Source organism: Limosilactobacillus balticus (genome assembly GCF_014145615.1).
Taxonomy (GTDB): Bacteria; Bacillota; Bacilli; order Lactobacillales; family Lactobacillaceae; genus Limosilactobacillus; species Limosilactobacillus balticus.
The window spans coordinates 1-312 of sequence record NZ_JACIVH010000014.1; the positions used below are offsets into that span (position 1 = coordinate 1).

1 protein-coding gene is annotated in these 312 nt (G+C 48.7%); it reads left to right on the forward strand.

What is annotated here, in order from left to right; translation table 11 throughout:
* The coding region (locus tag H5S10_RS00110) for a hypothetical protein (protein WP_267905318.1) at positions 1 to 312 on the forward strand (312 nt) is incomplete at both ends.

Sequence of the window (312 nt, forward strand, 5' to 3'; positions counted from 1 at the left end):
CACTTACCGAAGCTGAGGTACTTTCACTTGCACTTACGGAGGCTGAGGTACTTTCACTTGCACTCAACGATGTTGAGGCACTTTCGCTGGCGCTTACTGAAGCTGAGGTGCTTTCACTTGCACTTACAGATGCTGAAGTTGATTCACTCGCACTTACTGAAGCGGAGGTACTTTCACTCACACTCAACGATGTTGAGGTACTTTCACTTGCACTTACAGATGCTGATGTGCTTTCGCTGGCGCTTACTGAAGCTGAGGTGCTTTCGCTCGCACTTACTGAAGCCGAAGTACTTTCGCTGGCGCTTACTAAAG